The organism is Serratia sp. CY32780, assembly GCF_052169135.1.
GTDB classification, from domain to species: domain Bacteria; phylum Pseudomonadota; class Gammaproteobacteria; order Enterobacterales; family Enterobacteriaceae; genus Serratia; species Serratia sarumanii.
This window is the reverse complement of sequence record NZ_JBJNLI010000004.1, coordinates 1-23823: the sequence shown is the minus strand read 5'-3', so window position 1 is coordinate 23823 and position 23823 is coordinate 1. Positions and strand designations below refer to the sequence as shown.

Genomic DNA, 23823 nt, shown 5'->3' with positions numbered 1-23823 from the left:
CGCTTATAGATTTACTGGTGTGATGATTGGGCGCTTCGGCGCCCTTTTTTATGCGGGGGAAATTAGTTGACGCCGTGCTGGGCAAACCACGCCAGCATGCGCTGCCAGCCGTCCTCCGCCGCTTCGGCGTTGTAGCTGGGACGATAATCGGCGTTGAACGCATGCCCGACCTCGGGATACACCACGATTTCGGCCTCGGCGTTGGCGGCGCGGATCGCCTGACGCATGGTTTCCACCGTCTCCAGCGGGATGCCGCTGTCTTGCCCGCCATACAGCCCCAACACCGGTGCCGACAGGTGGGTGGCGACATCGACCGGATGCTTTGGCGAGTTCAGCGTTTTCTCGCCGACCAGTTTGCCGTACCAGGCGACCGCCGCCTTCAACTGCGGGTTATGCGCCGCGTACAGCCAGGTGATGCGGCCGCCCCAGCAAAAACCGGTGATCGCCAGCTTGCCGGCGTCGCCGCCGTGGCGAATAGCCCAGTGCGCGGCGTGATCCAGATCCGACAGCACCTGACGATCCGGCACCTTGGTCACCAACTGCTGGAACAGCTCGCCGATATCGGTGTAGTCGTTGGCGTCGCCCTGGCGGAAATAGAGCTCGGGCGCGATCGCCAGATAGCCCTGCTTGGCCAGGCGGCGGCACAGATCCTGAATATGTTCATGGACGCCGAAGATTTCCTGCACCACCAGCACGATGGGGAAAGGGCCGCTCTGGTCGGCGGGTTTGGCGACGTAGGCCGGCAGCGCATCGCCTTGGGAAGGGATGGTCGTTTGCCCGGCGTGAATGCCCTGTTCGTCGGTGATAATCGCGGAGGCGGCCAATGGCGCGGCGGCCGGGGCGAATCCCCCCTGAGCCTGTTCTAATGTCATCACATGTTCGGTTTTCATTGCGGTCTCCGTGCAATAGAAAAAAGCGCTGAGATTAACTATAGGAAAGATTACCCATTATTGGCGCTGCGTGACGCACTTTCGGACAAGTCGATAAAAAACGGCTAATTATCTGGCTTTGCGGCATTTTTAAGCGCTTTTTATCATGTTATTACGCGTTTTGCCCCGCGTAAGTGCCATAAGGTGCGTTAGAGGGCTTTTTTGTCCCTAAGCAACCGATAAGTTGGGGTTATTTCGGATTGATGAGCTAAATAGTTTCAGCCGGCAACCAACGGGCGAGGAGCAGCCGAGTTTGTCGGCTAGACTGAGGTTTAGCGGCGCGTTCTGGATGCGTCATAGTTCTTTTTTTTGTGATAAAAATCACAAAAAATATGTAGCATGTAATTTGTTTCTCTTTTCATAGTGATTGTCGTCACGAAATTAAGCGGCGATTTTCAGTAGAGTGCTTTTTTGTTCCTCCCAATAAACATGATCCATGAGGAGTCTCGTATGTCTCAGTCTGACGTTTTTCATCTCGGCCTCACCAAGAACGATTTACAAGGGGCCCAGCTTGCCATCGTCCCGGGCGATCCGCAGCGCGTAGAGAAGATTGCCAAGCTGATGGAAAATCCGGTGCATCTGGCCTCCCATCGTGAATTCACTACCTGGCGCGCGGAGCTGGACGGCAAGGCGGTGATCGTCTGCTCTACCGGTATCGGCGGCCCGTCTACCTCTATCGCGGTGGAAGAGCTGGCGCAGCTGGGCATTCGCACCTTCCTGCGCATCGGCACCACCGGCGCCATTCAGGCAAACATCAACGTCGGTGACGTGCTGGTCACCACGGCGGCGGTACGCCTCGACGGCGCCAGCCTGCACTTCGCGCCGATGGAGTTCCCGGCGGTCGCGGACTTCGCCTGCACCACCGCGCTGGTGGAAGCGGCCAAGGCCAGCGGTGCCACCACGCACATCGGCGTGACCGCCTCCTCCGATACCTTCTATCCGGGCCAGGAGCGTTACGACACTTACTCCGGCCGTGTGGTCAGCCGCTTCAAAGGCTCGATGGAAGAGTGGCAGGCGATGGGCGTGATGAACTATGAAATGGAATCCGCCACGCTGCTGACCATGTGCGCCAGCCAGGGCCTGCGTGCCGGCATGGTGGCCGGGGTGATCGTCAACCGCACCCAGCAAGAGATCCCGAACGCCGAGACCATGAAAAACACCGAAAGCAAAGCGGTGCAGATCGTGGTGGACGCCGCCCGCCGCCTGCTGTAATCGCCTTTCCCCCAACGGGCCGCCGACGCGGCCCGTTTTTCCATTCGCGGCGAATCTGTTACGGTGATACTCCTCAGCGCTGCGCCGATGGCCGCCGCGCGTTGTCATAACAAAAACAACGAGGACGTTTATGACCGCCCAGATCCTGCTTCATCCTTCGCTCGCGCCGCTCGACGGCGGCATCAATTTCCGCGACTTCGGCGGCAACGGTGTGGCCGACGGGCGCCGCATCAAGCGCGGCCTGCTGTTCCGCTCCGGTTCCCTCGAGCGGCTGACGGAAAACGACTGCGCCTTTCTCGCCGGCGTGCCGGTGCGCTCGGTGCTGGACTACCGTGATGCCGACGAGGTGCAGGCCAAGCCGGATATTCTGTGGAGTGGCGCCGACTATCACCACGTGCCGGCCAACCCGCTGAGCAGCGAAGTCAACGCCAACCTGGAGAAGCTCACCAACGAGACGCTGGCCGCCTTCGACGCCCGCGCGTTCATGCTGGAGCTGTATCGCCGCCTGCCGTTCGGCAATGCGGCCTATCAGCGGCTGGCGCAGCTGTTGAGCAATCCTGGCGGCGGCGCCATCGTGCAGCACTGCGCGGTCGGCAAGGATCGCACCGGGGTCGGTTCGGCACTGGTGCTGTTCGCGCTGGGGGCCGACGAAGCGACGGTGCTGGAAGACTATCTGCTGACCGAAACCACGCTGGCCACTTTCCGCGAGCAGATGCTGGATCAGCTGTCTATCAAGCTGAATGCAGCGGCGCTGGAGCAATTCGCCTACGTGCTCAGCGCGCGCGAGGAGTTCCTGATGACGGCGCTGGGCTGCATCCGTCAGCAATACGGTTCCACCGATCGCTGGCTGGAAGCGGAATACGGCCTGGGCGCAGCCCAGCGCGAAGCGCTGCAGGCGTTCTACCTCGAGTAAATCGCCGAGCGTTTAGCCGGGGTTTAACTCGCCCCGGCCTATCCTAGGCGGCGAATTATCGCGTATCAGGAGCCCCGCATTGAGCCTCAATGACGTTATCAACTGGGTCAGCGACGTCGTGCGTCAGCACGAAGGCTGGGCCATTCCCATCATCTTCTTCCTGGCGTTCGGCGAGTCGCTGGCGTTTTTGTCGCTGCTGCTGCCGGCCACGGTGATCCTGCTGGCGCTGGGCGCGCTGATCGGCGAAAGCGGCATCGCCTTTTGGCCGATTTGGGCCGCCGCCGCCGTCGGGGCGTTTTTCGGCGACTGGCTCTCTTACTGGATCGGCTATCACTATCAGGATCGCGTGGCCCATATGTGGCCGCTGTCGCGCAATCCGCAGCTGCTGGTGCGCGGCCACGCATTCTTTGAACGCTGGGGCGTGCTGGGCATTTTCATCGGCCGCTTCTTCGGCCCGCTGCGCGCCGTGGTGCCGCTGGTGGGCGGCATTTGCGGCATGCCGCAGCGTTATTTCCAGTTAGCCAACGTCACGTCGGCGATGATCTGGGCGTTCGGCATTCTGGCGCCGGGGGCATTCGGCATCAAGTGGCTCAGCCAGTGGCTGGGCTGATTTCTCGCTAAATTGCGCAGCGCCGCGCAATATTGTGCTCGGCGGGCAAAATCAGGCTGGACATCCATACAGCCTCCCCTTAACGTGACGGGCAATGGGCGTGCGAAACGCCGGAACGGCAAGGTGCAACAGGAGGCAGGGTGGATACCAGTCTGATTTATGGGATTGGCGGCGTAGCGATCGGCATGCTGTTGGGGGGGCTGATCGCCAGTCTGCGGGTGCAGCAGACGAATGCGCAACATGAAACCGAACTGCGGTTGCTGGAGCAAGCGTTGCAGCAGGCGCAGCAGGAAACGGCGGCGCGGCAAGAGGCTCTGCAGCGCCACGAGCAGCAGCTGCGGCAGAGCGAGCTGGAGCTACGCAACCTGCACAGCCAGTTGGCGGCCGGGCATGAAAAGCTGCAACAGCTCAACCATTGGCGCAACGAATGTGAACTGCTTAATCAGGAGCTGCGCGCCCAGCGCGAGGTCAACAGCGCGCAGGAGGCCGAGCTGCGCGAAGTCACCATCCGTCTGGAAGAGACGCGCATGGCGGCGGAAGAGAAGCAGCGCCTGCTTATCAACAGCGAACAGCGCCTCACCACCCAGTTTGAAAACCTCGCCAACCGCATTTTTGAACACAGCGGCCGCAAGGTGGACGAGCAAAATAAGCAAAGTTTGGATCGGTTGCTGTTGCCGCTGCGTGAACAGCTGGACGGGTTCCGCCGGCAGGTGCAGGACAGTTTTGGCCAGGAGGCGCGGGAGCGCCACACGCTGACGCACGAGATACGCAATCTGCAGCAGTTGAACGCGCAGATGGCGCGCGAAGCCATCAACCTCACCAAGGCGCTCAAAGGCGACAACAAGACGCAGGGCAACTGGGGCGAGGTGGTGCTGAGCCGGGTGCTGGAGGCCTCCGGCCTGCGCGAAGGGCACGAGTATGAAACGCAGGTCAACGTGCGGGTGGATCACCAGAGCCGCATGCAGCCCGATGTGATCGTGCGCCTGCCGCAGGGCAAGGACGTGGTGATCGACGCCAAGATGTCGCTGATCGCCTACGAGCGCTATTTCAACGGTGAAGACGAGGTGGAGCGCGAAGCGGCGCTGAGCGAACATATCGCCTCGCTGCGCGGCCACATTCGCATGCTGGGCCGCAAGGACTATCAGCAGCTGCCGGGGCTGCGCTCGTTGGACTATGTGCTGATGTTCATTCCGGTCGAGCCCGCCTTCCTGCTGGCTATCGATCGCGAACCGGAGCTGATCAGCGAAGCGCTCAAGCACAACATCATGCTGGTCAGCCCGACCACGTTGCTGGTGGCGCTACGCACCATCACCAACCTGTGGCGCTATGAGCATCAAAGCCAGAACGCGCAGCGCATCGCCGATCGCGCGGCGAAACTGTATGACAAGATGCGGCTGTTCGTGGACGATATGTCCGCGCTGGGGCAGAGCCTGGACAAGGCGCAGGGCAGTTATCGTCAGGCGATGAACAAACTGAGCGAAGGCCGTGGTAATCTTATCGGCCAAATTGAAGGTTTCCGCGCGCTGGGGGTTGAGGTCAAACGGCCGATAAACCCGCTGCTGGCGCAGCAAGCCGGCGCGCAACACGATGAAGCGGAAGAGGCGAACGACGACGATGTCGCCGCGCTGCCGCAGACGAAAGACGATGACGATACTGCCGGGGAACCGGGCTTCGTTTCGCACGGCTGAGGCCGTGGCGAGGTGGGGTATTCTCCGAGCTTCTGGTACACTCATCCACACAAAATTGACTGAATAGCAGGCAGGACAATGGCAGATCAACCGCAGGAAACCACCGATTTCGGTTTTCGCACCGTCGCTAGAGACGAAAAACAGGCCATGGTGGCGGACGTTTTTCATTCGGTAGCGGCAAAGTATGACGTGATGAACGACCTGATGTCGTTCGGCATCCACCGTATCTGGAAGCGTTTCACCATTGACTGCAGCGGCGTGCGCCGCGGGCAGCGCGTGCTGGATCTGGCCGGCGGTACCGGCGACCTGGCCGCCAAGTTCTCCCGCATGGTCGGCGAGCAGGGGCAGGTGGTGCTGGCGGACATCAACGATTCGATGCTGAAGATGGGGCGCGAGAAGCTGCGCGATCGCGGCATCGTCGGCAACATCAATTACGTGCAGGCCAACGCCGAAGCGCTGCCGTTCCCGGACAATTACTTCGATTGCATCACCATCTCCTTCGGCCTGCGCAATGTCACCGACAAAGACAAAGCGCTGCGCTCGATGTTCCGCGTGCTCAAGCCGGGCGGCCGCCTGCTGGTGCTGGAGTTCTCCAAGCCGCTGCTGGCGCCGCTGAGCAAGGCTTACGATGCCTACTCCTTCCACGTGCTGCCGAAGATCGGCGAGCTGGTGGTGAAAGATCCGGACAGCTACCGCTACCTGGCGGAATCGATCCGCATGCACCCCGATCAGGAAACCCTGAAGGGCATGATGGGCAACGCCGGTTTTGAAAACGTCACCTATTTCAACCTGACCGGTGGGATTGTCGCCCTGCATCGCGGCTTCAAGTTCTGAGAGGGAGATGCCGATGCTGTTTACCCCTCTGCTGACCGCTGCGCTGGAAACCTCGCTGAATAACCTGCTGTTTCGCGATCGCAGCATGAAAGCCGCTCGCCAACGCCTGGCGGGCAAGGTGCTGCGCATCGAACTGGAAGAGCTGGCTTCACCGCTGGTGCTGGTGTTCAGCGAACTGCGCGTAGACGTGCTTGGGCAGTCCGAAGACAGCGCCGATTGCACGGTGCGCAGCCGCATTCCCGTCTTACTGAAGCTGCGCGATCGCCAGCAGTTGCCGGTGCTGATGCGCAGCGGCGAATTGACGGTGGAAGGCGATATTCAGGTGGTGCAACAGCTGGTTGGCCTGCTCGATCTTGCGGAGTGGGATCCGGCGGAGTGGCTGGCGCCTTACATCGGCGATATCGCCGCCCAGGGCATTACGCAGGCGCTGGGAAAAGGCGCCTTGCTGCTGAAAGCCGGCTTTATGCGCCGGCAGCAGGACATGGCGGAGACGTTGACGGAAGAGTGGCGCCTGGCGCCGGGGCCACTGGAAGTGGTGTGGTTCAACGAAGAAGTTGATGCTCTCGCCCGCAGCGCGGAAGCGCTGTTTGCCCGCATGGACAAGTTGGAGGGCAAGCGATGACCCCAGGCGAACTGCGCCGTTTGTATTTTATCGTCCGCGTTTTTCTCAGCTATGGGCTGGACGAACTGATCCCTAAAATGCGTTTGACGCTGCCGCTGCGCTTTGGCCGCCGTCTGCTGTTCTGGATGCCGAATCGGCACAAGGACAAGCCGCTGGGCGAACGTCTGCGGCTGGCGCTGCAGGAGCTGGGGCCGGTATGGATCAAGTTCGGCCAGATGATGTCGACCCGTCGCGATCTGTTTCCGCCGCACATTGCCGATCAGCTGACGTTGCTGCAGGATCGGGTGGCGCCTTTCGACGGCGCGCTGGCGCGTAAACATATCGAGCTGGCGATGGGTGGCCCACTGGAAACCTGGTTCGACGATTTCGACCAGCAGCCGTTGGCCTCTGCCTCGATCGCGCAGGTGCATACCGCGCGGTTGAAAACCACCGGCCAGGAAGTGGTGCTGAAGGTGATCCGGCCGGATATCGGGCCGATCATCAAGGCCGACGTGCGGCTGATGTACCGGTTGGCCGGCTGGGTGCCGAAGCTGTTGCCGGACGGCCGCCGTCTGCGCCCGCGTGAAGTGGTGCGCGAGTACGAGAAAACCCTGCTGGACGAATTGAACCTGCTGCGCGAAGCGGCCAACGCCATTCAGCTGCGCCGCAATTTCGACGGCAGCCCGATGCTGTACGTACCGGAAGTTTATTCCGACTACTGCCGTGAAAGCGTATTGGTGATGGAACGCATCTACGGCATTCCGGTCTCGGACATCGCCACGCTTGAACGGCAGGGCACCAACATGAAACTGTTGGCGGAACGCGGCGTCCAGGTGTTCTTTACCCAGGTATTCCGCGACAGCTTCTTCCATGCGGACATGCATCCCGGTAATATTTTCGTCAGCTACGAACATCCGGAAGATCCTTGCTATATCGGCATCGACTGCGGCATCGTCGGCTCGCTGAACAAGGATGACAAGCGCTATCTGGCGGAAAACTTCATCGCCTTCTTCAACCGCGATTACCGCAAGGTGGCGGAACTGCACGTCGACTCCGGTTGGGTGCCGCGCGACACCAACGTGGAAGACTTCGAATTCGCCATTCGCACCGTGTGCGAGCCGATTTTCGAGAAGCCGCTGGCGGAAATTTCCTTTGGCAATGTGCTGCTGAACCTGTTCAACACTGCGCGCCGCTTCAATATGGAAGTGCAGCCACAGCTGGTGTTATTGCAGAAGACCTTGCTGTATGTTGAAGGGCTGGGGCGCCAGCTCTACCCGCAGCTGGATCTGTGGACTACCGCCAAGCCGTTCCTCGAGAGCTGGCTGCGCGATCAGGTCGGCATTCCCGCCGTGGTGCGCGCGCTGAAAGAGAAAGCGCCGTTCTGGGCGGAGAAGCTGCCCGAACTGCCCGAGCTGTTTTACGACAGCCTGCAGCAGCATAAACTGTTGCAACAAAGCGTTGATAAGCTGACCAACCAAATGCAGGCTCAGCGGGTTCGTCAGGGGCAGTCACGTTATTTGTTCGGCGTTGGCGCTACACTGTTAGTAAGCGGTACGCTGTTGCTGCTGGGGCAAATCGAGGTGTTTCCCGCCTGGATGATGGCCGCCGGCATCGTATGCTGGGTGATTGGCTGGAAGCGAACCACCTGATTTAATTCGTTACTCTGGTAAGGCCGAGCCTATAATGCGGGCTGGCTTTAAAAGACCCTTTAAAATTAGAGGTAATTGAAATGGGCGGTATTAGTATTACGCAATTGTTGATCATCGCAGTGATCGTGGTGCTGCTGTTCGGCACCAAAAAACTGCGCACGCTGGGCTCCGATCTCGGCGCCTCGATCAAGGGCTTCAAAAAGGCGATCGGCGACGATACGCCGTCGAACCCCAACACGGCTGAAAAAAGCAGCCTGGATGACGCTGACTTCGCGGCCAAGCCTATTACTGATAAGCAGCCGGAAGTGAAACCGGAAGAGTCGAAGAACAAAGAGCAGGTATAAACCGTGTTTGACATTGGGTTTAGTGAGCTGCTGCTGGTGCTGGTGATCGGCCTGATTGTTCTGGGGCCGGAACGGTTGCCGGTCGCGGTCAGAACGGTGTCGGGCTGGATCCGCGCGCTGCGCTCGCTGGCGGCCTCGGTGCAGCACGAACTGTCTCAGGAACTGAAGCTGCAGGAGCTGCAGGACAGCCTGAAAAAAGCCGAACAGGCCGGCCTGCAGAACCTGACGCCGGAACTGAAGGCATCGATGGATGAGCTGAAAGACGCGGCGGAATCATTGAAACGCACCTACCGGGGCGAGACAGAAGAGCTGGCGAACACCATTCATAACCCGCAGGCCATCGATCCGGAAGCCTTGCACGACGGCGTGACGCCGGCGGAAGCGGCAACCCGCGCCAGCGCGCCCGCCGCCGTGCCAAAACCGGCAGCGGAGCCTGAGGCCGTTGCGGCTGCATCCCCGGCTGCGCCCGTGGCGGCGCAACCGGCTAAAGCACCGGTGGAAACCGCGCCGGCACCTGTCGAACCTGTTGCGGATAAAATCCCAGCGTCTCACCAACCTAGTGGCGATCGTTAATACATGGCTGTTGAAGATACCCAACCCCTTATCAGTCATCTGATAGAGCTGCGCAAGCGGCTGTTGAACTCGATTATTTGCGTGCTGGCGGTGTTCGTGGTGCTGGTGTTTTTCGCCAACGACATCTACCAGCTGGTTTCTGCACCGCTGCTCAAGCAGTTGCCGGCCGGGGCGAGCATGATCGCCACCGACGTGGCGTCACCGTTCTTTACGCCGATCAAGCTGACCATGATCGTCTCGGTGTTTGTCTCCGCGCCGATGATTCTGTATCAGGTGTGGGCATTCATCGCGCCGGCGCTGTACAAGCATGAACGCCGCCTGATGATGCCGCTGCTGGTGTCCAGCAGCCTGCTGTTCTACCTCGGCATGGCCTTCGCCTACTTCATCGTGTTCCCGCTGGCCTTCGGCTTCTTTGCCAAGACCGCGCCGATGGGGGTGACCATTGCGACCGACATTAAAAACTACCTCGATTTCGTCATGGCGCTGTTTATGGCGTTCGGCGTCGCCTTCGAAGTACCGGTCGCCATCATTCTGCTGTGCTGGAGTGGCGTCACCTCGCCGGAAGATCTGAAGAAGAAACGGCCGTATGTATTGGTCGGCGCGTTTGTGGTCGGCATGCTGTTGACGCCGCCGGACGTGTTCTCGCAAACCCTGTTGGCAATACCGATGTATCTGTTGTTTGAAGTGGGGGTATTCTTCGCTCGCTTCTATACCGGCAAGCGTCGTCCGCAAGCGGAAGAAGAAGACGAGGGTGACGAACCCCCAGCCTCATGATCCACATTGATTGCTAAGCCGCCCATTGGGCGGCTTTTGCTTTGGAAAAAACTATGTTTGATATCGGCGTTAATCTCACCAGCAGCCAATTCGCCAAAGATCGCCAGGCGGTGGTGGAACGCGCCCGCGCCGCGGGCGTGACGGGGATGTTGATTACCGGCACCGATCTGGCGGAGAGCTGCGAGGCCGCCGAACTGGCGCGGCAATATGCGGGCTACTGTTGGTCTACCGCCGGCGTGCATCCGCACTACGCCAGCGGCTGGGATGAACACACCGCCGAGCAGATTTATGCGTTGGCCGCGCGCCCTGAAGTGGCGGCGATCGGCGAATGCGGCCTGGATTTTAACCGCAATTTCTCGACGCCCGCGCAGCAGGAAGCGGCGTTCACCGCGCAGCTGGCGCTGGCGGCGGAGTTGGCGCTGCCGGTGTTTCTCCACTGCCGCGACGCACACGCACGTTTTGCCGAGCTACTGACGCCGTGGTTGGATAAACTGCCCGCGGCCGTGGTGCACTGCTTCACCGGCACCGCCGAAGAATTAACAAGCTGCCTGTCGCTGGGCCTGTCGATCGGGATTACCGGTTGGGTCTGCGATGAGCGGCGCGGCCTGGAATTGCGCGCCCTGTTGCCGCAGATCCCGTCCGAGCGTCTGCTGCTGGAAACTGACGCCCCTTATCTGTTGCCCCGGGATTTACAGCCTAAACCCGCATCTCGCCGCAACGAACCCTGTTTCCTGCCCCATATCGTGCATCAGGTCGCCGTCTGGCGACAGGAAGAGCCGCAATGGCTGGGGCAAAAAACCGATGAGAACGCCCGCCGGCTATTCCGGCTGGTTTGAGCTAGGAGAAAACTATGAGCTATGCATTTCCGGGCACCTTCCCTGGTCGCCGTATGCGCCGCGTGCGCCGTCATGACTTCAGCCGCCGCCTGGTGGCCGAGAACCAACTGGCGGTCAACGACCTGATTTATCCGGTGTTTGTCATGGAAGGCAGCAACCGTCAGGAAGAAGTGGCCTCGATGCCGGGCGTATCGCGCATGACGATCGATCTGCTGGTCAAGGAAGCGGAAACCATCGCCAAACTCGGCGTGCCGGTGATCTCCCTGTTCCCGGTGATTGAGCCAGGTCTGAAATCGCTGCATGCGGAAGAAGCCTATAACCCGGAAGGGTTGGTGCAGCGCACGGTGCGCGCGCTGAAAGACGCGGTGCCTGAGCTGGGCATTCTGACTGACGTAGCGCTCGATCCCTACACCACGCACGGGCAGGATGGGGTAATCGATGAGCAGGGTTATGTGATTAACGATGTGACCAAAGACATCCTGGTGCGTCAGGCGCTTTCCCATGCCGAAGCGGGCGCGGAAATCGTGGCGCCGAGCGACATGATGGACGGCCGCATCGGGGCTATCCGCGATCGTCTGGAATTGCAGGGTCTGGTGAATACCCAGATTATGGCCTACTCCGCCAAGTATGCTTCCTGTTACTACGGCCCGTTCCGCGATGCGCTGGGTTCCAGCGGCAATCTGAAGGGTGGCAACAAGAAGACCTATCAGATGGATCCGGCCAACAGCGATGAAGCGCTGCAGGAGATTGCACAGGATCTGCAGGAAGGCGCGGATATGGTGATGGTGAAACCGGGCATGCCGTACCTCGACGTTGTGCGCCGCGTAAAGGATACCTTCGGCGTGCCAACCTTCGCTTATCAGGTGTCCGGCGAGTACGCCATGCATATGGCGGCGATTCAGAACGGCTGGCTGCAGGAGCAGCCTGCGGTGATGGAGTCGTTGATGTGCTTCAAACGCGCCGGCGCCGACGGCGTGCTGACCTACTTCGCCAAGCGTGTCGCCCAGTGGCTGCACGACGACGCGATGCGTCGCTAAGCGTGAAATGAGCCAACAAAAAGGCGCCTGAGGGCGCCTTTTGCATTACATCTTCTGGAACTGTCGGTTGTCGATGCTTTGGCTGACCTGTTTGTTGATCAGGTTCAGCAACAACATGGAGCGGGCCTCGCCGTCCGGCTCGGTGTAGATCGCCTGCAGCCCTTCGAACACGCCGTCGACGATCAGGACGGTATCCCCCGGCTGCGGGGTTTCCGGATCGACATAGGTTTCGCTGGCATGCGTGCGCAGCTCATCGATCACCTTGTTCGGGATGACGCTCGGCAGCGCGCCGAAGCGCACGAAGTGGCTGACGCCGCGGGTGGCGCTGATGGTGGTGGTGTGAATGCGCTCCGGGTCGAACTCCACAAACAGATAGTTGGGAAACAGGGGTTCGCTGACCGCGATACGCTTGCCGCGCACGATCTTTTCCAGCGTGATGATCGGGCTGAGGCAGTTTACCTGCTGCCGTTCCAGATGTTCCTGCGCCCGCAACAGCTGACCGCGTTTGCAATAAAGTAGATACCAGGATTCCATAATTTCACATGCCTTTCTGCCAGCCGGTAAGCATATCAAAAGCGCTTCCGGATACATAGTGATGCAAGTTTCAGCGTGTAACATCACCTATCTCTATGAATATGCGGCTATTAGCGAGGGGTCACACACTTATCGATACGGCGCTGGTATAACAGAGGGCTAAAAATTTGTTACCGTCACAGTATGGCAAGGCGTTGCGCCACCGGCTGTGACGCTATTCATCGTTTTTGATCGAGGGAAGATAAATGGAGCTGTTTCTGTTGAGCAACGGCAAGCTGTCTGGCGAAGCCGAGCTGCTGGGGTATGCCAAAAGCCAACTGCTGGCGATGATTGCGCGTCGCGGCATCAAATCCGCCGTCTTTATCCCTTATGCGCTGATCCGTTACGACTACGACCAGCGTGCGCAGGAGCTGGCGCAAACGCTGGGCATTGAAGTCATCAGTATCCATCACGCGGCTTCGCCGGCGGCGGCGATCGCGCAGGCGGAGTGCATTTTGGTCAGCGGCGGCAATACCTGGTTGCTGAACCAAATGCTGCACGAGCAAGGCCTGATCGTGCCCATCCAGCGCGCGGTGCGCGAGCGTGAAGTGCCTTACGTCGGCTGGAGCGCCGGTTGCAACGTGGCCACGCCGAGCATTCGCACCACCAATGATATGCCGGTGCGCTGCAGCGTGGTGCTGCCGGCGCTGGGGCTGTTCCCGGTGCAAATCAACCCGCATTACATCGACGCGCATATCAGCGGCCACATGGGCGAAACCCGTGACGAGCGCCTGGCGGAGTTCTGCGCGATCAACCCGAGCGAATCGGTGGTGGCGTTGCGTGAAGGCAGCCTGCTGCACGTTGAAGGCAACGAGCTGCGTTACTTCAGCGCCAACGGGCAGGGCTTCAAGGTGTTCCGCCACGGCGAGGAGACACGCGAATATCAGGATACGCGTGCGCTGGCTGCGCTGGTGCCGTTCAACTGCGGCTGAGGGCCACCCGATGGCGGGCGGCGTTAACAAAATTGCAGCAACAACCGTGAAGAGGGCTTATAATGCCCTCCCCACTGGCCGTTATAATGATCAGCATGAAATACCGTGACTTACGCGATTTCCTCTCGTTGCTGGAGAAGAGAGGGGAACTAAAACGCATCAGCCAGCCGATCGATCCTTACCTGGAAATGACGGAGATTGCCGATCGCACCCTGCGGGCGGGCGGCCCGGCATTGCTGTTTGAAAACCCGAAAGGCTACGACATGCCGGTGCTGTGCAACCTGTTCGGCACCGCCAATCGCGTGGCGATGGGCATGGGGCAGGAAGACATCAGCGCGCTGCGCGAAGTCGGCAAACTGCTGGCGTTCCTCAAAGAGCCTGAGCCGCCGAAAGGCTTCCGCGATCTGTTCGACAAAATGCCGAAGTTCAAGCAAGTGCTGAACATGCCGACCAAGGTGCTGGGATCCGCGCCTTGTCAGGAGCAGGTATGGCAGGGTGAGGATGTCGATCTGGGCCGTATTCCGGTGATGCACTGCTGGCCGGAAGACGCCGCGCCGCTGATTACCTGGGGGCTGACGGTGACCCGCGGCCCGCATAAAGAACGGCAAAATCTCGGCATCTATCGCCAGCAGGTGCTGGGCAAGAACAAAGTGATCATGCGCTGGCTGTCGCATCGCGGCGGCGCGCTGGATTATCAGGAGTGGTGCCAGGCGCACCCCGGCGAGCGTTTCCCGGTCGCGGTAGCGCTGGGCGCCGATCCCGCCACCATCCTCGGTGCGGTCACGCCGGTGCCGGATACCTTGTCTGAATACGCTTTTGCCGGGCTGCTGCGCGGCAATAAAACCGAAGTGGTCAAGTGCCTTTCCAACGATCTGGAAGTGCCCGCCAGCGCCGAAATCGTGCTGGAAGGCTATATCGAGCCGGGTGAAATGGCGCCGGAAGGCCCTTACGGCGACCACACCGGTTACTACAATGAAATCGACCAGTTCCCGGTGTTCACCGTCACCCACATCACCCAGCGCCGCAACGCGATCTACCACTCGACCTATACCGGCCGCCCGCCGGATGAGCCGGCGATCCTGGGCGTGGCGCTGAATGAAGTGTTCGTGCCGATCCTGCAAAAACAGTTCCCGGAAATCGTCGATTTCTATCTGCCGCCGGAAGGGTGCTCGTACCGCCTGGCAGTAGTGACCATGAAAAAACAGTACGCCGGCCACGCTAAACGCGTGATGATGGGCGTCTGGTCGTTCCTGCGGCAGTTTATGTACACCAAATTTGTTATCGTCTGCGATGACGACGTCAATGCGCGCGACTGGAACGACGTGATTTGGGCGATCACCACACGAATGGATCCGGCAAGGGATACCGTTCTGGTGGAGAATACGCCGATCGACTATCTGGACTTCGCCTCGCCGGTTTCCGGCCTGGGTTCGAAGATGGGGCTGGACGCCACCAATAAATGGCCGGGTGAAACCGATCGCGAATGGGGCCGTCCGATTCAGATGGATGAAAAGGTACGTGCGCGCGTCGACGAAATCTGGGATGAGCTCGCAATCTTCAGTGACAGGGAACCGACGCTGTAGCGTCAGGCCCTGTTCTCAGCTTTGCATTGATGACCCGACAGAGGGAACGCATGACAATATTGAGCTGTAAAGTGACCTCGGTAGAGGCCATTACCGATACGGTTTATCGGGTACGTCTGGTGCCCGAGCAGCCGTTTTCTTTCAAGGCAGGGCAATATCTGATGGTGGTGATGGACGAGCGCGACAAGCGTCCGTTCTCGCTGGCATCTACCCCGACGCAGCAAGATTATATCGAGCTGCACATCGGCGCTTCGGAGCTGAATCTGTATGCCATGGCGGTGATGGATCGCATCCTGAAAGAGCAGGCGATCACCGTCGACGTGCCGCACGGCGACGCCTGGCTGCGGGAAGAGGGCAGCCGTCCGCTGGTGCTGATCGCCGGCGGCACCGGTTTCTCTTACGCGCGTTCAATCTTGTTGACCGCGTTGGAGCAGCAGCCCGATCGCGACATTTCGATCTACTGGGGCGGGCGTGAGCTGAAGCACCTGTACGATTTGAGCGAGCTGGAAGCGCTGTCGTTGCAGCATCCGAATCTGAAGGTGATCCCGGTGGTCGAGCAGCCGGAAGCCGAATGGCGCGGCCGCAGCGGCACCGTGCTCAGCGCGGTGCTGCAGGATTTCGGCACGCTGGCGGAGCACGATATCTATATCGCCGGGCGTTTCGAGATGGCGAAAATCGCCCGTGAGCGTTTCTGCGCCGAGCGCGGCGCGCTGGAAGCGCATATGTTCGGCGATGCGTTTTCGTTTATCTGACAGAGGCGATGCGCAGTGAACGGGGTGGCCGAGGGTCGCCCCGTTTTTATTTGGACGCCGGCAAACTTCAGGCATAAAAAACCCGCCCCTGACAGGCGGGAAGAACGGCAACTAAACTTGGCGGGATGCCGCGATTTGAAGTGGTGACGCGGTCATCCCAAGATAGACACAGCTAAACGCGTTCGAAGACGGTGGCGATGCCCTGGCCCAGGCCGATGCACATGGTCGCCAGGCCGAACTGCGCGTCGCGACGTTCCATGTTGTTCAACAGGGTGGTCGAGATGCGGGAGCCTGAACACCCCAGCGGGTGGCCGAGCGCGATGGCGCCGCCGTTCAGGTTGATCTTGTCGTCGATGCTGTCCATCAGGCCCAGATCCTTGATGCACGGCAGCGACTGGGCGGCGAACGCCTCGTTCAACTCGAACAGATCGATGTCCTGCACGCTCAGACCGGCGCGTTTCAGCGCCAGCTTGCTGGCCGGCACCGGGCCGTAACCCATGATGGAAGGATCGCAGCCGACGACCGCCATCGAGCGGATGCGGGCGCGGGCCTTCAAACCGAGCGCTTTGGCGCGCGATTCGCTCATCAGCAGCATGGCGGAAGCGCCGTCCGACAGGGCGGAAGAACTGCCGGCGGTGACGGTGCCGTTGACCGGATCGAACGCCGGACGCAGGGCCGACAGGCTTTCGACGGTGGTTTCCGGGCGAATGACTTCATCGAAATCGTAACGGGTCAGCACGCCATCGGCGTCGTGGCCGTTGGTCGGTATGATCTCGTTTTTGAAGTAACCTGCCAGCGTCGCCGCATGCGCGCGCTGGTGGGAGCGGGCGGCAAACTCATCCTGCATCTGGCGGCTGATGTTGTGCATCTTGGCCAGCATTTCGGCGGTCAGCCCCATCATCCCGGCGGCTTTGGCCACGCTGCGGCTCAGCCCCGGATGGAAATCCACGCCGTGGTTCATCGGCACATGACCCATGTGTTCCACGCCGCCGATCAGGCTGACGTGCGCGTCGCCGACCATGATGGCGCGCGCCGCGTCGTGCAGCGCCTGCATCGAAGAGCCGCACAGGCGGTTGACGGTCACCGCCGGCACGCGGTGCGGGATCTCGGCCAGCAGCGCGGCGTTGCGGGCGATGTTGAAGCCTTGCTCCAGCGTCTGCTGCACGCAGCCCCAGTAAATGTCATCGATCTCGGCGGCATCCAGCGCCGGGTTGCGGCTCAGCACTTCACGCATCAGGTGAGCGGAGAGATCTTCGGCGCGCACCTGGCGGAAGGCGCCGCCCTTGGAGCGGCCCATCGGCGTGCGTACGGCATCAACAATAACTACGTTTTCCATCTTTATGACCTCATGCCGGTTGGCGGGTAGCGACGTCGGACAGCGGTGTCGCCACCGGGTAGTAGCTTTCATTGCGTTCGGCCTTGGCGCGCAGACCGGCCGGCACCTGATACAGGGCGCCGAGGTGTGCGTAGCGCTGGGCCAGCTCAACATAGTTGGCGGTGCCGAGCGTATCCAGGTAGCGGAACGCGCCGCCGTGGAACGGAGGGAAGCCAATGCCGTAGACCAGCGCCATATCGGCTTCCGCCGGGCTGGCGACGATCTTCTCTTCCAGGCAGCGAACCACTTCGTTGATCATCGGGATCATCATGCGCGCGATGATTTCTTCGTCGCTGATGGTCTGGCGCGGTTGGCTCACTTCGGCCAGCAGCGCGTCGGTCTGCTCGTCGTTGTCCTTGCGCGGTTTGCCTTTGCTGTCCTGGCTGTAGCGGTAGAAGCCCAATTGATTTTTCTGACCGAAGCGCTGGTTGTCGAACATCACGTCAATGGCGTCGCGATAGTCTTTGCTCATGCGATCCGGGAAGCCGGCGGCCATTACCGCCTGCGCGTGGTGCGCGGTGTCGATGCCCACGACGTCGAGCAGGTAGGCCGGGCCCATCGGCCAGCCGAACTGTTTTTCCATCACTTTATCAATCTGACGGAAGTCGGCGCCGTCGCGCAGCAGCAGGCTGAAGCCGGCGAAATACGGGAACAGCACGCGGTTGACGAAGAAGCCCGGGCAGTCGTTCACCACGATTGGCGTTTTGCCCATGCGGCTGGCGTAGGCCACCACTTTGGCGATGGTGCCATCGCTGGTCTGTTCGCCGCGGATGATTTCAACCAGCGGCATGCGGTGTACCGGGTTAAAGAAGTGCATGCCGCAGAAGTTTTGCGGGCGCTTCAGCGATTTTGCCAGGTGATTAATCGGAATGGTCGAGGTGTTCGACGCCAGAACGGTGTCCTCAGCGATCAGGTTTTCCACTTCCGACAGCACGGCGGCTTTGACCTTCGGATTCTCGACGACCGCTTCAACGATCACCTGTGCGCGCTCGATGCCGGCGTAGTCCAGCGTCGGCTGAATGGTCGACAGCACCTGCGCCATTTTCAGGCCATCCAGCTTGCCGCGCTCCAGCTGCTTATTGAGCAGCTTGGCCGCTTCGCTCATGCCCAGCGTCAGCGACTTGTCGCTGATGTCTTTCATGATCACCGGCACGCCTTTCAGCGCCGATTGGTAGGCGATGCCGCCGCCCATGATGCCGGCGCCCAGCACCGCCGCCTGTTTCGGCGCATCCACATTCTTGGCCAGCTTTTTCGCCTGGCCCTTCACGAACTGATCGTTAAGGAAGATGCCGACCAGCGCGCGCGCTTCGTTGGAACGCGCCAACGGCACGAAGCTGGCGGTTTCCAGTTTCAGCGCTTCATCGCGGCCCAGCTTGGCGGCGGCTTCAATGGTTTTCACCGCGGTCATCGGCGCCGGGTAATGTTTCCCGGCGGTCTGCAGCACCATGCCTTTGGCGGTGGTGAAGCTCATCGCGGCTTCAATCGGGCTGAGCTTCAGCGGCTCCAGCTTAGGTTGACGCGCGGCGCGCCAGTCCAGCTTGCCGTCGATCGCCTGTTGCAGCATTTTCAGCGCCGCTTCGGCCAGTTTTTCCGGTGCCACTACCGCATCCACCAGACCGACTTTCAACGCGTCTTTGGCGCTGACGTCTTTGCCGGCGGCGATGATTTCCAGCGCGCTGTCGTTACCCAGCAGGCGCGGCAGGCGGACGGAACCGCCGAAGCCCGGCATGATGCCCAATTTGGTTTCCGGCAGGCCGATGCGCGCGTCCGGTGAGGCGGCGCGGAAATCGGTCGCCAGAATGCATTCGCAACCGCCGCCGAGCGCATAGCCGTTAATGGCCGAAATGGTCGGCACCGGCAAATCTTCCAGCCGGTTAAAGACGTTGTTGGCGAACACCAGCCACTCTTGCAGCTTTTCAGCCGGTGCGGCGAACAGAGAAAGGAATTCGGTGATATCGGCGCCGACGATAAACGCGGCTTTGGAGGAACGCAGCAGCAGCCCTTTCAGCTCAGGCTGGTTTTCCAGCACGGTGAGCGCTTCGCCCAGGCTGGCGACGGTGCGGGTGTCCAGCTTGTTGACCGAGCCCGGTGCGTTGAACACCAGCTCGGCGATGCCGTTATCGAGCCAGTGCAGTTGTAATGTTTCGCCTTGGTAGAGCATGTCTATCTCCTGAATCAGCGTATGATCTGGTATGACCAGATGATGAGGAGTGTGGTTTTTATGTTAAAAATATGCAAATGAGAGATTGCATATTTGCTGGTCTGATCACATCTCACCAAGTTAGCGTTTTGATTTAAAACGAAGTTATATTTTATGTGCTATCGGCATTTGCTGGCGGTTGTCGGTCTTCATACACTTGCCAGCGGCGATTTATCATTCAGGTGAGGTTAGGCTGAATAAGGCGGCTGGTGTCATGGCGACGACGATGCGGGGCTGAAGATGGCACTCGGCTGGCTAAGGTTAAACTGCGGATGTAACGGCATTTGCCGGGAATTGCGAGCTGCTCCGCATGCCCAACGCGATGAGGTTGGTGCGCCGGAGCGCTGTGTTAAGATGACTTCTTTCGTGCTAAGGCATAAGGGTAATGTGATGGAAACGCTGGCTTCTTTGTATAACGACCACCTGGCAGAGCTGCAAAAACGCGCGCGCGAAGTGCTGGAGCGCAACAAGTTGGATGCGCTGCTGATTCACTCCGGTGAACTGCAAAAGGTATTTTTGGACGACCATAGCTATCCGTTCAAAGTGAACGCGCATTTCAAAGCCTGGGTGCCGGTGACGTCGGTGCCGAACTGCTGGTTGTGGATTGATGGCGTCAACAAGCCGAAGCTGTGGTTCTACTCCCCGGTTGACTACTGGCACAGTGTAGAGCCGCTGCCGGACAGTTTCTGGACCAAATCCCTTGAATTGATGCCGCTGGCCAACGCCGACGCTATCGCCCAGCAGCTTCCGCCGCAGCGCGAGCGCGTGGGCTATATCGGTTATGCGCAACAGCGCGCCCGCGATCTCGGCATCCCTTCGGAAAACATCAACCCGAAAGCGGTGTTGAACTACCTGGATTTCCACCGTTCGATCAAAACCGGCTATGAGCTGGCCTGCATGCGCGAAGCGCAGAAGACGGCGGTAACCGGCCATCGTGCGGCGCATGAAGCCTTCCTCTCCGGCATGAGCGAGTTCGACATCAATCTGGCCTACCTCACGGCGACAGGCCACCGCGATACCGACGTGCCTTACGACAACATCGTGGCGCTGAACGAACACGCTTCGGTACTGCACTACACCAAGCTGGATCATCAGCCGCCGGCCGAATCCCTGAGTTTCCTGATCGACGCCGGCGCGGAATACAACGGCTACGCCGCCGATCTGACCCGCACCTACGCGGCGCAAAGCGGCAGCGAATTCGCCCATCTGGTGAAAGATCTCAACGGTGAACAGCTGGCGCTGATCGACACCATCAAAACCGGCGTGCGCTATACCGACTACCATGTGCAGATGCACCAGCGCATCGCCAAGCTGCTCAAGAATCACAAGCTGGTGAACGGCCTCAGCGAAGAGGCGATGGTTGAAACGGGCATCACTACGCCGTTCCTGCCGCACGGGCTGGGCCACCCGCTGGGCCTGCAGGTGCACGACGCCGCCGGCTTTATGCAGGACGAGCAAGGCACCCATCTGGCGGCGCCGGCCAAGTATCCGTTCCTGCGTTGCACCCGCGTGTTGCAGCCGGGCATGGTGTTGACCATCGAGCCGGGTCTGTACTTCATCGAGTCTCTGTTGGCGCCGTGCCGCAGCGGTGAGTTCAAGCAGCACTTCGCCTGGGATCGCATCGATGCGCTGAAGCCGTATGGCGGCATCCGCATCGAAGACAACATCGTAATCCACGAAAAGCGCATCGAGAACATGACGCGCGATCTGAACCTGGCCTGATGCGGCCGTATCCGATACCGGCGGAAGCAACCTGCTTTACCGAAGAAATAAAGAAGAGCCGTTTTATCACCCTGCTGGCGCCGACCAGCGGGGTAGAAGCGGCAAAGACGTTTATTCAGCAGGTGCGGGATGAGCACCCGGCGGCGCGGCACCATTGTTGGGCCTTCGTCGCCGGCAGCCCCGATGACTCGCAGCAGCTGGGATTCTCCGACGACGGAGAGCCGTCGGGTACCGCCGGCAAACCGATCCTCGCGCAGCTCATGGGCAGCGGCATCGGGGAAGTGACCGCCGTGGTCGTTCGTTACTACGGCGGCGTCAAGTTGGGCACCGGCGGATTGGTGAAAGCCTATGGCAACGGTGTTCAACAGGCGTTGAAGCAGCTGGCGTTGGCTCAAAAGGTGCCGGAAGCCGAATATATCTTGCAGTGCGACTATGCGCAGTTGGCGTTGGTGGAGAACTTGCTGCAGCAAACCGCAGGTCGGATCCTGCAGGGCGAATACGGCGCCGCCGTCGTGCTGCATCTGGCGTTGCCGGCCACCGAGGTCGAGCTGTTTGGGAATAAATTGCGTGATCTTAGTCGCGGTAATTTGCAATTAACCCCCATTTCGCAATAATTCCTCCCAATTGAATTGCTAAGGATCGTGCTGAAATGCATTTTCGCGCCATAACCCGTATCGTTGGTCTGCTGGTCATCCTGTTCTCCGGGACGATGTTTATTCCCGGCCTGGTGGCATTGATTTACCGCGATGGGGCGGGGCGCGCGTTCAGCCAAACCTTCTTCGTGGCGCTGACCATCGGTCTGATGCTGTGGTGGCCGAACCGCAAACAGAAACACGAACTGAAACCCCGCGAAGGCTTCCTGATCGTCGTGCTGTTCTGGACCGTGCTGGGCAGCGTGGGGGCATTGCCGTTCCTGTTTTCTGAACGGCCCAACTTGTCGCTGACCGACGCCTTCTTTGAATCCTTCTCGGGGCTGACGACCACCGGTGCGACGACGCTGGTGGGACTGGATTCGCTGCCGAAGGCCATTCTGTTCTATCGCCAAATGCTGCAATGGATGGGCGGCATGGGGATCATCGTGTTGGCGGTGGCGATACTGCCGATACTCGGCGTCGGCGGCATGCAGCTGTATCGGGCGGAAATGCCCGGGCCGCTGAAAGATAACAAGATGCGCCCGCGCATCGCCGAAACAGCCAAAACCCTGTGGCTAATCTATGTGTTGCTGACCGTAGCCTGTGCGCTGGCGCTCTGGGGAGCAGGAATGTCGGTGTTCGATGCCATCGGCCACAGTTTCTCGACCATCGCCATCGGCGGCTTTTCTACCCACGACGCCAGTATCGGTTATTACGCCAGTCCGACCATCAACACCATCATCGCCGTGTTCCTGCTGATTTCCGGCTGTAACTACGGCCTGCACTTCGCTTTGCTCAGCGGCCGCAGTCTGAAGGTATACGGGCGCGATCCTGAATTCCGCATGTTCATCTTCGTCCAGTTGACGCTGGTGGTGGTATGTACGTTGGTGCTCTGGGGACATGGCGTCTATAAGAGCGGTATGGAAACGCTCAATCAGGCGTTCTTCCAGGTGGTATCGATGGCGACTACGGCCGGTTTTACGACCGACAGCATCGCCAAGTGGCCGCTTTTCCTGCCGATGCTGTTGTTGTGTTCGGCATTCATCGGCGGCTGCGCCGGCTCGACCGGCGGCGGCCTGAAGGTGATCCGTATTCTGCTGTTGTACCTGCAGGGCTCGCGCGAGTTGAAAAGGCTGGTGCACCCTAACGCGGTCTATACCATCAAATTGGGCAACCGCGCGCTGCCGGAACGCATTCTGGAGGCGGTGTGGGGATTTTTCTCCGCCTATGCGCTGGTGTTTATCGTCAGCATGCTGGCGATCATTGCTACCGGCGTTGATGATTTCTCCGCGTTTGCCGCAGTGACGGCAACGCTGAATAACCTCGGCCCCGGCCTGGGCGTAGTGGCGGATAACTTCACCACGATGCCGGCGGCGGCCAAGTGGATCCTGGTGGTGACGATGCTGTTTGGGCGCCTGGAAGTGTTTACATTGCTGGTGCTGTTTACGCCAACCTTCTGGCGTGAGTGAGCCTGATATAAGGAGTACGCCATGAAGGCATTGATACTTTATTCGAGCCGTGACGGGCAAACACGTGCTATCGCTTCTTATATAGCAAGCAAATTGCAGGATACGCTGCGCTGTGAGGTGATCGATCTGCTGCAGGCGGAACAGGTCGACCTTAATCAGTATCAGCTGGTGATGATCGGTGCTTCTATCCGTTACGGGCACTTTAACCCGGCGCTGGATAAATTCGTCAAACGTCATGCCGAGCAGCTGAATCGAATGCCGAGCGCGTTCTTTGCCGTGAACCTGACGGCGCGCAAACCGGAAAAGCGCTCGCCGCAAACCAACGCTTATACCCGCAAGTTTCTGCTGACCTCGCCGTGGCAGCCAAAACAGTGCGCGGTGTTTGCCGGCGCATTGCGTTATCCGCGCTATCGCTGGTTCGACCGCATCATGATTCAATTTATTATGCGTATGACGGGTGGTGAAACGGATACCAGTAAGGAAGTGGAGTACACCGATTGGCAGCAGGTCGATCGTTTCGCCCAGGAATTTAGCCATATCCCGTACGAAAAGTGACAAAAACGCGGGTTTGGCCAGCGTTTTGCC

The 23823-nt window shown here is 59.9% G+C and carries 23 protein-coding genes; 19 read left to right on the top strand and 4 right to left on the bottom strand.

The window, feature by feature from the left end; all coding sequences use genetic code 11:
• Nucleotides 1–62: 62 nt before the first annotated feature.
• Complete coding sequence (locus tag ACJ8HH_RS17900; protein WP_060457243.1) at nt 63–890, bottom strand: dienelactone hydrolase family protein; 828 nt, start codon at nt 888–890, stop codon at nt 63–65.
• Nucleotides 891–1379: 489 nt separating this feature from the next.
• Here ACJ8HH_RS17900 and udp point away from each other — a divergent pair, with 489 nt between their 5' ends.
• The 12 genes from udp to hemB all read left to right on the top strand — a co-directional run bounded on the left by udp (nt 1380) and on the right by hemB (nt 12000).
• On the top strand, nt 1380–2141 hold the full coding sequence (gene udp / locus ACJ8HH_RS17895; RefSeq protein WP_004934432.1) for a uridine phosphorylase: 762 nt from the start codon (nt 1380–1382) through the stop codon (nt 2139–2141).
• A gap of 130 nt (nt 2142–2271) precedes the next feature.
• A complete protein-coding gene (locus ACJ8HH_RS17890; protein ID WP_033636699.1) occupies nt 2272–3054 on the top strand; it encodes a tyrosine-protein phosphatase in 783 nt (260 codons plus the stop codon).
• Between the two features lie 79 nt (nt 3055–3133).
• Nucleotides 3134–3664, top strand: a complete 531-nt coding sequence (locus tag ACJ8HH_RS17885; protein WP_033649669.1) for a DedA family protein — start codon at nt 3134–3136, stop codon at nt 3662–3664.
• A gap of 140 nt (nt 3665–3804) precedes the next feature.
• On the top strand, nt 3805–5352 hold the full coding sequence (gene rmuC / locus ACJ8HH_RS17880; protein ID WP_060452001.1) for a DNA recombination protein RmuC: 1548 nt from the start codon (nt 3805–3807) through the stop codon (nt 5350–5352).
• 78 nt (nt 5353–5430) lie between these two features.
• The gene (ubiE, locus tag ACJ8HH_RS17875) at nt 5431–6186 is read left to right on the top strand and encodes a bifunctional demethylmenaquinone methyltransferase/2-methoxy-6-polyprenyl-1,4-benzoquinol methylase UbiE (RefSeq protein WP_025304918.1); all 756 of its coding nucleotides are present in this window, start codon (nt 5431–5433) and stop codon (nt 6184–6186) included.
• A gap of 13 nt (nt 6187–6199) precedes the next feature.
• Complete coding sequence (ubiJ, locus tag ACJ8HH_RS17870; protein WP_060452002.1) at nt 6200–6808, top strand: ubiquinone biosynthesis protein UbiJ; 609 nt, start codon at nt 6200–6202, stop codon at nt 6806–6808.
• On the top strand, nt 6805–8436 hold the full coding sequence (ubiB, locus tag ACJ8HH_RS17865) for a ubiquinone biosynthesis regulatory protein kinase UbiB (protein ID WP_033655130.1): 1632 nt from the start codon (nt 6805–6807) through the stop codon (nt 8434–8436). The genes ubiJ and ubiB overlap by 4 nt, the downstream gene beginning before the upstream one ends.
• Before the next feature lie 80 nt (nt 8437–8516).
• A complete protein-coding gene (tatA, locus tag ACJ8HH_RS17860; RefSeq protein ID WP_033636704.1) occupies nt 8517–8780 on the top strand; it encodes a Sec-independent protein translocase subunit TatA in 264 nt (87 codons plus the stop codon).
• Nucleotides 8781–8783: 3 nt separating this feature from the next.
• A complete protein-coding gene (tatB, locus tag ACJ8HH_RS17855; RefSeq protein WP_039568058.1) occupies nt 8784–9353 on the top strand; it encodes a Sec-independent protein translocase protein TatB in 570 nt (189 codons plus the stop codon).
• A 3-nt stretch (nt 9354–9356) separates the two neighbouring features.
• Nucleotides 9357–10127, top strand: a complete 771-nt coding sequence (tatC, locus tag ACJ8HH_RS17850; protein WP_033649673.1) for a Sec-independent protein translocase subunit TatC — start codon at nt 9357–9359, stop codon at nt 10125–10127.
• Between the two features lie 53 nt (nt 10128–10180).
• Entirely contained in the window at nt 10181–10963 is a 783-nt protein-coding gene (gene tatD / locus ACJ8HH_RS17845; RefSeq protein ID WP_060419844.1) for a 3'-5' ssDNA/RNA exonuclease TatD, read from the top strand.
• 14 nt (nt 10964–10977) lie between these two features.
• Entirely contained in the window at nt 10978–12000 is a 1023-nt protein-coding gene (hemB, locus tag ACJ8HH_RS17840) for a porphobilinogen synthase (RefSeq protein WP_033649675.1), read from the top strand.
• Nucleotides 12001–12045: 45 nt separating this feature from the next.
• Here the strand turns inward: hemB and rfaH are convergent, their stop codons facing one another.
• Nucleotides 12046–12534, bottom strand: a complete 489-nt coding sequence (gene rfaH, locus ACJ8HH_RS17835; protein WP_039568044.1) for a transcription/translation regulatory transformer protein RfaH — start codon at nt 12532–12534, stop codon at nt 12046–12048.
• 245 nt (nt 12535–12779) lie between these two features.
• Between rfaH and pepE the strand changes: the two genes are divergently transcribed.
• The 3 genes from pepE (at nt 12780) to fre (ending at nt 15840) form a co-directional block, all read left to right on the top strand.
• Nucleotides 12780–13505: a dipeptidase PepE gene (gene pepE / locus ACJ8HH_RS17830; RefSeq protein ID WP_039568041.1), complete on the top strand. Its 726-nt coding sequence runs from the start codon at nt 12780–12782 to the stop codon at nt 13503–13505.
• 86 nt (nt 13506–13591) lie between these two features.
• On the top strand, nt 13592–15088 hold the full coding sequence (ubiD, locus tag ACJ8HH_RS17825; RefSeq protein WP_025304926.1) for a 4-hydroxy-3-polyprenylbenzoate decarboxylase: 1497 nt from the start codon (nt 13592–13594) through the stop codon (nt 15086–15088).
• A 50-nt stretch (nt 15089–15138) separates the two neighbouring features.
• On the top strand, nt 15139–15840 hold the full coding sequence (gene fre / locus ACJ8HH_RS17820) for an NAD(P)H-flavin reductase (RefSeq protein ID WP_004934474.1): 702 nt from the start codon (nt 15139–15141) through the stop codon (nt 15838–15840).
• A gap of 172 nt (nt 15841–16012) precedes the next feature.
• Here fre and fadA read toward each other — a convergent pair whose 3' ends face one another.
• Nucleotides 16013–17176: an acetyl-CoA C-acyltransferase FadA gene (gene fadA, locus ACJ8HH_RS17815; protein ID WP_025304928.1), complete on the bottom strand. Its 1164-nt coding sequence runs from the start codon at nt 17174–17176 to the stop codon at nt 16013–16015.
• Nucleotides 17177–17186: 10 nt separating this feature from the next.
• On the bottom strand, nt 17187–19376 hold the full coding sequence (gene fadB, locus ACJ8HH_RS17810) for a fatty acid oxidation complex subunit alpha FadB (protein WP_060452003.1): 2190 nt from the start codon (nt 19374–19376) through the stop codon (nt 17187–17189).
• A gap of 429 nt (nt 19377–19805) precedes the next feature.
• Between fadB and pepQ the strand changes: the two genes are divergently transcribed.
• From pepQ to hemG, 4 genes are read left to right on the top strand one after another with little or no spacing between them, the layout of a single operon-like run.
• A complete protein-coding gene (pepQ, locus tag ACJ8HH_RS17805) occupies nt 19806–21137 on the top strand; it encodes a Xaa-Pro dipeptidase (protein WP_039568033.1) in 1332 nt (443 codons plus the stop codon).
• Nucleotides 21137–21751 carry an IMPACT family protein gene (locus tag ACJ8HH_RS17800; RefSeq protein ID WP_033649682.1) on the top strand — a complete coding sequence of 205 codons (615 nt, stop codon included), beginning with the start codon at nt 21137–21139 and terminating at the stop codon, nt 21749–21751. Before pepQ ends, ACJ8HH_RS17800 begins: the two co-directional genes overlap by 1 nt.
• 35 nt (nt 21752–21786) lie before the next feature.
• Nucleotides 21787–23238, top strand: a complete 1452-nt coding sequence (trkH, locus tag ACJ8HH_RS17795) for a Trk system potassium transporter TrkH (RefSeq protein ID WP_004934492.1) — start codon at nt 21787–21789, stop codon at nt 23236–23238.
• A gap of 21 nt (nt 23239–23259) precedes the next feature.
• Nucleotides 23260–23793 carry a menaquinone-dependent protoporphyrinogen IX dehydrogenase gene (gene hemG / locus ACJ8HH_RS17790; protein ID WP_039568028.1) on the top strand — a complete coding sequence of 178 codons (534 nt, stop codon included), beginning with the start codon at nt 23260–23262 and terminating at the stop codon, nt 23791–23793.
• Nucleotides 23794–23823 lie beyond the last annotated feature (30 nt).

Excerpts from the sequence above, each read along its gene's own strand:
- udp (WP_004934432.1), top strand. The coding sequence starts at position 1,380 with ATGTCTCAGTCTGACGTTTTTCATCTCGGCCTCACCAAGAACGATTTA.
- fre (WP_004934474.1), top strand. The coding sequence starts at position 15,139 with ATGACAATATTGAGCTGTAAAGTGACCTCGGTAGAGGCCATTACCGAT.
- fadB (WP_060452003.1), bottom strand. The coding sequence starts at position 19,376 with ATGCTCTACCAAGGCGAAACATTACAACTGCACTGGCTCGATAACGGC.
- tatA (WP_033636704.1), top strand. The coding sequence starts at position 8,517 with ATGGGCGGTATTAGTATTACGCAATTGTTGATCATCGCAGTGATCGTG.
- hemB (WP_033649675.1), top strand. The coding sequence starts at position 10,978 with ATGAGCTATGCATTTCCGGGCACCTTCCCTGGTCGCCGTATGCGCCGC.
- ACJ8HH_RS17900 (WP_060457243.1), bottom strand. The coding sequence starts at position 890 with ATGAAAACCGAACATGTGATGACATTAGAACAGGCTCAGGGGGGATTC.
- fadA (WP_025304928.1), bottom strand. The coding sequence starts at position 17,176 with ATGGAAAACGTAGTTATTGTTGATGCCGTACGCACGCCGATGGGCCGC.
- ubiJ (WP_060452002.1), top strand. The coding sequence starts at position 6,200 with ATGCTGTTTACCCCTCTGCTGACCGCTGCGCTGGAAACCTCGCTGAAT.
- ubiD (WP_025304926.1), top strand. The coding sequence starts at position 13,592 with ATGATCAGCATGAAATACCGTGACTTACGCGATTTCCTCTCGTTGCTG.
- trkH (WP_004934492.1), top strand. The coding sequence starts at position 21,787 with ATGCATTTTCGCGCCATAACCCGTATCGTTGGTCTGCTGGTCATCCTG.
- pepE (WP_039568041.1), top strand. The coding sequence starts at position 12,780 with ATGGAGCTGTTTCTGTTGAGCAACGGCAAGCTGTCTGGCGAAGCCGAG.
- rfaH (WP_039568044.1), bottom strand. The coding sequence starts at position 12,534 with ATGGAATCCTGGTATCTACTTTATTGCAAACGCGGTCAGCTGTTGCGG.
- hemG (WP_039568028.1), top strand. The coding sequence starts at position 23,260 with ATGAAGGCATTGATACTTTATTCGAGCCGTGACGGGCAAACACGTGCT.
- ACJ8HH_RS17800 (WP_033649682.1), top strand. The coding sequence starts at position 21,137 with ATGCGGCCGTATCCGATACCGGCGGAAGCAACCTGCTTTACCGAAGAA.
- ubiE (WP_025304918.1), top strand. The coding sequence starts at position 5,431 with ATGGCAGATCAACCGCAGGAAACCACCGATTTCGGTTTTCGCACCGTC.
- pepQ (WP_039568033.1), top strand. The coding sequence starts at position 19,806 with ATGGAAACGCTGGCTTCTTTGTATAACGACCACCTGGCAGAGCTGCAA.
- tatC (WP_033649673.1), top strand. The coding sequence starts at position 9,357 with ATGGCTGTTGAAGATACCCAACCCCTTATCAGTCATCTGATAGAGCTG.
- ubiB (WP_033655130.1), top strand. The coding sequence starts at position 6,805 with ATGACCCCAGGCGAACTGCGCCGTTTGTATTTTATCGTCCGCGTTTTT.
- ACJ8HH_RS17890 (WP_033636699.1), top strand. The coding sequence starts at position 2,272 with ATGACCGCCCAGATCCTGCTTCATCCTTCGCTCGCGCCGCTCGACGGC.
- tatD (WP_060419844.1), top strand. The coding sequence starts at position 10,181 with ATGTTTGATATCGGCGTTAATCTCACCAGCAGCCAATTCGCCAAAGAT.